Consider the following 8,610-nt stretch of genomic DNA (forward strand, 5'->3'; position numbering starts at 1 on the left):
CGTCAAGGAGGACTACGCAGACTCCTCTGCGGTGCCCGATCCACTGCCACAGGGAGCTGATGTGAAATCGACGTCTGGCGTTGCCCGGAGCACGATGGAGCAGTCCCGGGAGGCGGCTGCGGCGCGGGCCATCGACTACATGCGCCGGCATCTGTCGGAGCCGCTGCAGCTGGCCGACCTGGCCCGGGTGGTTCCCTTCAGCCCGTTCCACTTCCACCGGCTGTTCCGTGACGTGACCACGATGACCCCGGCCCGCTTCCTCGCCGCGCTGCGGATGGCGGAGGCCCGCCGGATGCTGCTGCACTCCGGCCTGACGGTGACCGCGATCAGCGGCCACGTCGGCTACACGAGCGCGGGGACCTTCACCACCCAGTTCTCCCGGCTGGTCGGCACGTCGCCGGGGCACTTCCGGCAGATGTCCCGGCTGCTGGCCGGCCGGCCCTGCCACGTCCTGGCGGGCTGGCTGCGCAACGCCGTCACTGAGGTCACCCGGCCCCGGATGGTGCTGCACGTGCCCGACAGCGAGCCCGGCGACCTGGTGCTGGTCGGCCTGCGGGCTGACGGGGAGGCCGCGGACGCGCCGACCGCGTGGGCGGTGGCGCCCGACGGCGCGCAGGTCCCGGTGGTGGCGCGCCCGGGCACGTACCAGGCCCGGGTCGTGCTGGTCCGGGGCGACAGCACGCTGACCCGGGCACTCGTGGACGAGGAGCCCACCAGCCATCTGGTCGGCACCGCCGAGCTGGTGCTGCCCCAGGACGGCTGCGCGGCCGCCCCGGTCGCCACCGCGCCGCCGCGGCCGACCGACCCGCCGGCGCTGGCCATCGGCCCGGTGTGCCGGCTCGTCGAGACGTTCACGCGGCTGTCCGGCCCGGTGGGCCGCTCGGGCCCGGCCTGGTCGGCCGGCCGCACCGCGCTGGCCGCGGCGGCCATCGCGTGACCCGCCGGCACGGGCACGCGCGCGTGTCGGCGACAGGACCACGAGGTCGTGACCAGGAAGGCGGTGCCGGGCCATCATGCCGTTCCTTCCCGACCCGGGCGGACCGTCTCCGCTGAGGGTGGTCATCGCCGGTGCCGGCTACGTCGGCACCTGTCTCGCCGTCACCCTCGCCGGCCGCGGCGCCGAGGTGGTCGCCGTCGACAGCGACCCGGGCACCGTCGCGGACCTGCGGGCCGGCCGCTGCCGGCTGCCCGAACCCGGCCTGGCCGGCGCCGTCCGGGACCTCGCCGCCACCGGACGGCTGACGGCCAGCACGTCGTACGACCCGGTCGCCGCGGCGGACGTGGTGATCGTGACGGTCGGCACCCCGACCGACGCCGGCCACGAGATGGTCACCGACCAGCTCGTCGCGGCGTGCGAGCAGATCGCCCCACGGCTGCGCGCCGGGCAACTGGTGATCCTCAAGTCGACGGTCTCCCCCGGCACCACCCGGACCCTCGTCGCGCCCCTGCTGGAGAGCGGCGGGCTGGTGCACGAGCGCGACTTCGGGCTGGCCTTCTGCCCGGAGCGACTCGCCGAGGGGGTGGCGCTGGCGCAGGTGCGGACGCTGCCGGTGGTGGTGGGCGGGTGCGGCCCGCGCAGCGCCACCGCGGCCGAGCGGTTCTGGCGGTCCGCGCTCGGCGTCGACGTCCGGCAGGTGCCCTCGGCCGAGGCGGCCGAGGTGGTCAAGCTCGCGACCAACTGGTGGATCGACGCGAACGTGGCGATCGCCAACGAGCTCGCCCGGTACTGCGCGGTGCTGGGGGTGGACGTCCTCGACGTCATCGGCGCGGCGAACACCCTGCCCAAGGGCAGCAGCATGGTGAACCTGCTGCTGCCGGGGGTGGGTGTCGGCGGCTCCTGCCTGACGAAGGACCCGTGGATGGCGTGGCGGGACGGCCGGGACCGCGGCGTGCCCCTGCGCACGGTCGAGACCGCGCGCGCGGTCAACGACGACATGCCCCGGCACACCGCCGCCGTCATCGCCGACGAGCTGGTCAAGCTGGGGCGGGACCGGTCCGAGACGACGATCGCCGTGCTCGGTGCGGCGTTCAAGAACGACACCGGGGACGTCCGCAACACTCCGGTGCGCGGGGTCGTGGCGGCGCTGCGCGACAGCGGCTTCCAGGTCCGGATCTTCGACCCGCTGGCCGACCCCGCCGAGATCGTCGCCCGGTTCGGCACCGCACCGGCGGCGAGCCTGGACGAGGCGGTGAGCGGGGCGGGCTGCCTGGCCTTCCTCGCCGGGCACCGCCAGTTCCACGAGCTCGACTTCGGCGCCCTGGTCGAGCGGGTGGACGAGCCCTGCCTGGTCTTCGACGGCCGCATGCACCTCTCGCCGGCGCGCATCCGCGAGCTGCACCGGCTCGGCTTCGCCTACCGCGGCATTGGAAGGTGAGAGACAGTGCCCAGATCCCTGGTCACCGGCGGCTTCGGCTTCGTCGGCAGTCACGTCGTCGAACGGCTGCTCCGCCGGGGTGACGAGGTCGTTGTCTTCGACCTCGCCGACCCGCCGCCCGACCTGGAGCACCCGCCGGGCGCGATCCGGCACGTCCGCGGCGACGTCCGGGACGCCGACGGGCTGGCGGCTGCCGCCACCGGGGTGGACGAGGTCTACCACCTCGCGGCGGTCGTCGGCGTCGACCGGTACCTCAGCCGGCCGCTGGACGTGGTCGAGATCAACGTGGACGGCACCCGGAACGCGTTGCGCGCCGCGCTGCGCGCCGGCGCCCGGGTCGTGGTGTCCAGCACGAGCGAGGTGTACGGGCGCAATCCGCGGGTGCCGTGGCGGGAGGACGACGACCGGGTGCTCGGCAGCACGGCGACGGACCGGTGGTCGTACTCGACGAGCAAGGCGGCGGCCGAGCACCTGGCGTTCGCGTTCCACCGGCAGGAGGGCCTGCCGGTGACGGTCCTGCGGTACTTCAACGTCTACGGCCCGCGCCAGCGCCCGGCCTACGTCCTGAGCCGCACCGTCGCCCGCCTGCTGCGGGGCGTTCCGCCCGTGGTGTACGACGACGGCCGCCAGACGCGGTGCTTCACCTGGATCGACGAGGCGGCCGAGGCGACCCTGCTGGCCGCCGCCCACCCACGCGCCGTCGGCGAGTGTTTCAACATCGGCAGCAGCGTGGAGACCACCGTCGCCGAGGCGATCCGGCTGGCCGGCACGGTGGCCGGGGTGCCGGTGGCGGCCCAGACCGCGGACACCGGAGCCGGGCTCGGCGCCCGCTACCAGGACATTCCCCGCCGCGTGCCGGACTGCGGCAAGGCCGCCGCGCTGCTGGACTGGCGGGCCCGCGTGCCGTTGGTGACCGGCCTGCGCCGGACCGTCGAGTGGGCCCGCCGCAACCCGTGGTGGACCGCGCAGGCCGACGACGGACTGGTCGTCAGGTAGGTCGGGCCGGTGCGTCGGCCTTCACCGCCGGCGGGTGGCGGGCGGGTCGGTCCGGCCAGGCACGGAAATCAACCGGGACACATTCCGACGAATCCGTGAACGGCTCACGAGATCGCCGACGAGCGTCCGGTTCTAGCAATTTCGACAAACTGACGAATAGATCATTGCGAACAGGAGACTGCCACGGCCGTGATGCCGCAGCCAGCGTCCTGTCGGCTATCTGAAGGGCTCGGAAGATCGGCCGTCGAGCCGCTCGACCCGGGGCGGTCAGCCCTTTGACGGGGTGGCCGAGCCGCCGGTGCGCGTCGCCACGAAAAGGCCCCGGCCGGTCAACCAGCCCTCGACGTACGCGGACTCGCAGCCGGCCGCCGCGAACGCCGAGTCGTACTCCTCGCGGGTGAACATGGTGAGCAGGCCGACCTGGCTGAACTCCCGGATCCCGGCGGCGTCGCCGACGAGCCAGCGCTCCTCCATCCGCGTCACCCGCCCCTGCCGGGTGGACCGCGACACCCGCGCCACCGTGCGGCCCTCCTCGCGCACCAGGTCGCCGCCGACGTACCCGTCGATGAACCGCTCCGGGAACCACCACGGCTCGAGCACCAGCACGCCGCCCGGCGCCAGGTGGGCCGACATCGCGGCCACGGCGGCCCGCATCTCGGCCACCGTGCCGAGGAAGTTGACCGCGGTGAACAGGCAGGTCACCGCGTCGAACGTGACGCCGAGGTCGAACGCCCGCATGTCCCCGGCGTGCAGGCGCACCCCGGGCAGCCGGTGCCGGGCGAGCGCCAGCATCGCCGGAGCCAGTTCGAGCCCCTCCACGTGGGGAAAACGGGCGGCGAAGGTCTCGAGGTGCGCGCCCGTGCCGCAGCCGACGTCGAGCAGCCGGACGGCGTCGGGGCGGGCGGCCAGGATCCGGTCGGCCACGTCCGTCGCCTCGTCGTGCCAGCTCTTGCCGCGGCCGCGGTAGGCAGCCTCGTACACCTCGGCGTGCTCCGGTCCGAACATCTCTCCCCCTCGCGACGCGGCCGCCCGGTCCGTCAGCCGTCACGGCGGTACCGACGGCCCGACCGGCCGAACCTGCGGCTTCTATAACCCCGGTCTGATATTGTCGTACCCGTGCACGCGTTCGACATCCTGGGCGATCCCGTCCGCCGGCGCATCATCGAGCTGCTGGCGGACGGCGAACTGTCGGCCGGCGAGGTCGGTGCGGTCGTGCAGCGCGAGTTCGGCATCTCCCAGCCCGGCGTCTCCCAGCACCTCCGGGTGCTGCGCGAGAACGGCTTCGCCACCGTCCGCCCGCAGGGCACCCGGCGGCTCTACGCGGTCGACCCCGCCCCTCTGCAGGAGCTCGACCGGTGGCTGGAGCGCTACCGGCGCTTCTGGAACCAGCGCCTCGACGCCCTGGGCACGGAGATCGCGCGCGGTCGCGCCCGCCAGGGCGAGGGCCGCACCGGCGGGTCCGAGGGGCGCCGGCCGCGCCCCCGGGCGTCCGCCGACGGCCAGGACTAGGTGGTACGGGCAGTCGCCGACGGCCACGCCCAGGCGTCACGGGCAGCCACGGACAGCCGCGACCAGGCGTCACGGGCAGTCGGCCCCGCCCGGTGGACGGGCGCCGGCGGGGCCGACACGGGCCGGCCCCGGCGGCGTACCGCCGGTCAGCCCGCGCTGCGGGAGGCGAAGTCCGGCAGCAGTCGGACGACCTCGTCGGGGCCCGGCATGGCGGCGATCTCGGCCGCCACGGCCCGCGCCCCGGTCTGGTAGCTCTCGTCGGTCAGCAGGCGCTTCGCGGCGCCCGCCACCGAGTCGGGGCTGATGTTGTCGGGCAGCAGATGGTCGCCGGCGCCGGCCTGCGCCACCGCCTGCGCGTTGGCGAAGGAGTCCCCCGCCCACGGGAAGGACAGCTGCGGCACGCCGGCGCCCAGGGCGCCGAGGGTCGTGCCGCTGCCGCCATGGTGCACCACCAGGTCGACGTGGGGCAGCAGGGCCGCCTGCGGGACCCACGACTCCAGCCGCACGTTGGCCGGCACCTCGCCCAGCCCGCTGACGTCGAGGGACGGGCCGCTGGCGACCAGGACGTCGGCGTCGAGGCCGGCGAGCCCGTCGATCGCCGCCCGCAGCACCTCGACGGTGCCGCCGCTGGATGTGCCCAACGTCAGGTAGACCAGCGGGCGGGCGGTGCCGCGCGAGGATACCCAGGCCGGGAGGTCGCCCTGCTCGGCGAAGGGCACCGGGCGCAGCTCGTGGCGCCGCGGGCGGGCCCGGAACTCCGGCTCCTGCAGCGACGGCGGGAAGATGTCGATGAAGGGGTTGCCGAAGCCGTCGATGCGCCCAGGCGGCAGGTCGAGGCCGAGCCGCTGGGCCAGCCCCCGCACTTCCTCCTCGATGGACCGGGTCAGGTCGTCCGGCGTGTCCCGGCCGACCCCGTGGCAGATGGTCGGGATGCCGGCCTTGAGTGCGGCCAGCCCGGCGCCGTAGTTGCTGATCTCCTGCACCACGAGGTCGGGCCGCAGCCGCTCGATCACCGGCTGGAGCTCGTCGAGGACGCGCTGCGGGATGACCCGCCCGAACACGATCTGCGGCAGCTCGCTGAGCTGCTCGGGGGTCAGCCCCTCGGGGCTGTCGGTGTCGAAGCGGATCCGCAGCGCCGCCAGGAACCCGTCGAAGACCGGCATCCCGGTCGCGACCGGCTCGAAGCCCAGCTTCCGCAGGGTGCCCGCGAAGCCCTCGCCGGTGGCGAAGGTGACCTCGTGGCCCGCCGCACGGGCGGCCGTGGCCAGCGGCAGCAGGGGGTAGGTGTGGCCATGGGTTCCGAGACTGGCGAACAGCACACGCACGGTGATCACTTGCCTTTCCAGGAGTTGGCAGGGCGATCCGTCTACTTGATTCATATCTAGCACGTCGGCAAGTCGGTCTACAGTGGCTCATCTTGCGCAAGTCCCATGCGCGGGCAACGACCTGAGGATCACGGCCGCTGCGACCGTGTTGTGCCGACCCTACCCCTCCACTACGCTTGAAACTATCAAGTGATCTACGCAATGGAGGCTGCGGATGGACAGCGGCGACGGTCAGGACCTGCGTGCGTTCGTGCACGACTCACCGGAGGAGACGGAGACCACCCAGCGCCTGACGAAGCTCTTGACCAACTCCCCCATCCCGACGGAGGAACTGGTCAACAACCTCCCCCTGTTCCTGCGCCGCCACCAGATGACCGACCTGCTCTCCATGGACGCGCTCTACCGTGAGGTCCTCGACGTCCCGGGCGTGATCATGGAGTTCGGCGTCCGGTTCGGCCGTCACCTCGCCACCTTCGCCGCCCTGCGCGGTGTCTACGAGCCCTACAACCCGCTGCGGCGCATCGTCGGCTTCGACACCTTCACCGGCTTCCCCGACGTCAACGACGTCGACCGCGTCGGCCCGACGGCGTACGAGGGCCGCTTCGCCGTGCCCGGGGGCTATCCGGCGTACCTGAAAGAGGTGCTGGACGCGCACGAGTGCAGCGACTTCTTCGGCCACGTGACGCGGCGCAGCGTGCTCGTCGAGGGGGACGTCCGGGAGACGGTGCCGCGCTACCTCGCGGAGAACCCGCAGACCGTCATCGCGCTGGCGTACTTCGACCTCGACCTCTACGAGCCGACGAAGGCCGTACTGGAGGCGATCCGCCCCTACCTCACCAAGGGCAGCATCATCGCCTTCGACGAGCTCGACAATCCGAAGTGGCCCGGCGAGAACATCGCGATGCGGGAGGTGCTCGGGCTGGACCATGCCCCGCTGCGCCTGCTGCCGGGCCGCCCGGCGCCGGCGTACCTGCGGTGGGGCGACTGACCGGCGAAGCCTGCCGCGGGGCCCGGGACGGCGACACCCGGCGGGAACCGCGGCGGTCGCGCGCGATTGACCGGACTACGTATAAACTATAACTTACGTTCGTGCCGACTTATGGAGGAGGATGGGCGGACCCCGTCTGACCCGCCCATCCGCCGCGCAGCGACAGTGAGGACGAGACATGACTCAGGAGAAGACCGCACCGGCCGCGAAGAGCACGACCACCAAGAGCACCGCCGCGAAGAAGCCGAAGCCCCCGAACTACGACCCGTTCGTCCGGCACAGCGTCACTGTCAAGGCCGACCGCAAGACCGCCTTCACGGTGTTCCTCGAAGGCTTCCCCGAGTGGTGGCCGAACAACTTCCGCACCACGAAGGTCGGGGCCCCGCTGGGCGTCGACAAGAAGGGCGGTCGCTGGTACGAGATCGACGAGCAGGGTGAGGAGCACACCTTCGGCCTGATCCGGAAGGTGGACTCCCCGGACACGCTGGTCATCGGCTGGCGGCTCAACGGCTTCGGCCGGATCGACCCGGACAACGCGAGCGAGTTCACCGTGACCTTCGTGGCCGACGGCCAGAAGAAGACCCGGGTGGACGTCGAGCACACCCACTTCGACCGGATGGGCACCAAGCACGCCAAGCGGGTCCGCAACGGCATGGACAAGGGCTGGCCGACGATCCTCCAGTCGTTCCAGAACAAGATCGACGAGGAAGGGGCGAAGAAGTGAACGGCCCGGTGGCATCAGGTCAGGCGACGGAGCGGGCCCTCGGCCGACGCACCATCCCGGCCGGCGAGGCCCGCAGCATCATCATCCGGCAGCGGTACGACGCGCCCGTCGACGAGGTCTGGAGCGCCTGCACCGACCCGAACCGCATCAACCGCTGGTTCATCGAGCCCAAGGGCGACCTCCGCGAGGGCGGCAACTTCGCCCTGCAGGGCAACGCCAGCGGCGACATCCTGCGCTGTGAGCCGCCGCGGCGGCTCACCATCAGCTGGGTGTACGAGGGCAAGCCGGACAGCGAGGTGGAGCTGCGACTCAGCGAGGAGGGCGACGGCACCCTGCTGGAGCTTGAGCACGCGACGACCTCGGAGCAGATGCTCGTGGAGGTCGGCATCGGCTGGGAGATGGCCCTCGACTTCCTCGGCATGTTCGTCCGGGGCGACCTGCCGGGCGGCCCGGTCCCGGAGGACGCGGCCGAGGAGTTCGAGCCGAGCCCCGAGATGATGCGGATCTCGCAGGAGCGCGGCGAGGCCTGGGCCGCGCTGGTCCAATCCGGTTCGTAGCCGGGCGACGGCTGCTCGACCGACCACGACGCGGCCCCGGACGGACTCACGTCCGTCCGGGGCCGGGGGGGGGGGCCGCGGCCCGGGGGGCGCGCCCCCCCCCCGCCCCCCCCCCCCCCCCCCGGGGGGGGGGCGC

General features: G+C 73.0%; 9 protein-coding genes. 7 read left to right on the plus strand and 2 right to left on the minus strand.

The features are described 5' to 3' along the window. The first annotated feature begins 94 nt into the window (after positions 1–94). The 3 genes from ABT006_RS33080 (at position 95) to ABT006_RS33090 (ending at position 3,371) form a co-directional block, all read left to right on the plus strand. Positions 95–937, plus strand: a complete 843-nt coding sequence (locus tag ABT006_RS33080; protein WP_350712411.1) for a helix-turn-helix domain-containing protein — start codon at positions 95–97, stop codon at positions 935–937. A gap of 118 nt (positions 938–1,055) precedes the next feature. Then, positions 1,056–2,375: a nucleotide sugar dehydrogenase gene (locus tag ABT006_RS33085; RefSeq protein ID WP_350712421.1), complete on the plus strand. Its 1,320-nt coding sequence runs from the start codon at positions 1,056–1,058 to the stop codon at positions 2,373–2,375. Positions 2,376–2,381: 6 nt separating this feature from the next. Continuing rightward, entirely contained in the window at positions 2,382–3,371 is a 990-nt protein-coding gene (locus ABT006_RS33090; protein WP_350712412.1) for an NAD-dependent epimerase/dehydratase family protein, read from the plus strand. A 267-nt stretch (positions 3,372–3,638) separates the two neighbouring features. Here the strand turns inward: ABT006_RS33090 and ABT006_RS33095 are convergent, their stop codons facing one another. Further along, the gene (locus ABT006_RS33095) at positions 3,639–4,376 is read right to left on the minus strand and encodes a class I SAM-dependent methyltransferase (RefSeq protein ID WP_350712413.1); all 738 of its coding nucleotides are present in this window, start codon (positions 4,374–4,376) and stop codon (positions 3,639–3,641) included. Positions 4,377–4,487: 111 nt separating this feature from the next. On the opposite strand from ABT006_RS33095, the gene ABT006_RS33100 reads away from it, so the two are divergent. Beyond that, a complete protein-coding gene (locus tag ABT006_RS33100) occupies positions 4,488–4,880 on the plus strand; it encodes an ArsR/SmtB family transcription factor (protein ID WP_350712414.1) in 393 nt (130 codons plus the stop codon). 146 nt (positions 4,881–5,026) lie between these two features. Here the strand turns inward: ABT006_RS33100 and ABT006_RS33105 are convergent, their stop codons facing one another. Next, positions 5,027–6,214, minus strand: coding sequence for a glycosyltransferase (locus ABT006_RS33105; RefSeq protein WP_350712415.1), 1,188 nt, complete (start codon positions 6,212–6,214; stop codon positions 5,027–5,029). A 205-nt stretch (positions 6,215–6,419) separates the two neighbouring features. Here ABT006_RS33105 and ABT006_RS33110 point away from each other — a divergent pair, with 205 nt between their 5' ends. The 3 genes from ABT006_RS33110 (at position 6,420) to ABT006_RS33120 (ending at position 8,474) form a co-directional block, all read left to right on the plus strand. After that, positions 6,420–7,193: a class I SAM-dependent methyltransferase gene (locus ABT006_RS33110; protein ID WP_350712416.1), complete on the plus strand. Its 774-nt coding sequence runs from the start codon at positions 6,420–6,422 to the stop codon at positions 7,191–7,193. 178 nt (positions 7,194–7,371) lie between these two features. Continuing rightward, positions 7,372–7,917 carry an SRPBCC family protein gene (locus ABT006_RS33115; protein ID WP_350712417.1) on the plus strand — a complete coding sequence of 182 codons (546 nt, stop codon included), beginning with the start codon at positions 7,372–7,374 and terminating at the stop codon, positions 7,915–7,917. A gap of 8 nt (positions 7,918–7,925) precedes the next feature. Continuing rightward, positions 7,926–8,474, plus strand: a complete 549-nt coding sequence (locus ABT006_RS33120; protein WP_350712418.1) for an SRPBCC family protein — start codon at positions 7,926–7,928, stop codon at positions 8,472–8,474. Positions 8,475–8,610 lie beyond the last annotated feature (136 nt).

Source organism: Micromonospora sp. NPDC002717 (genome assembly GCF_040295705.1).
Classification (GTDB): Bacteria; Actinomycetota; Actinomycetes; order Mycobacteriales; family Micromonosporaceae; genus Micromonospora.

Excerpts from the sequence above, each read along its gene's own strand:
- ABT006_RS33115 (WP_350712417.1), top strand. The coding sequence starts at position 7,372 with ATGACTCAGGAGAAGACCGCACCGGCCGCGAAGAGCACGACCACCAAG.
- ABT006_RS33095 (WP_350712413.1), bottom strand. The coding sequence starts at position 4,376 with ATGTTCGGACCGGAGCACGCCGAGGTGTACGAGGCTGCCTACCGCGGC.
- ABT006_RS33110 (WP_350712416.1), top strand. The coding sequence starts at position 6,420 with ATGGACAGCGGCGACGGTCAGGACCTGCGTGCGTTCGTGCACGACTCA.
- ABT006_RS33080 (WP_350712411.1), top strand. The coding sequence starts at position 95 with ATGGAGCAGTCCCGGGAGGCGGCTGCGGCGCGGGCCATCGACTACATG.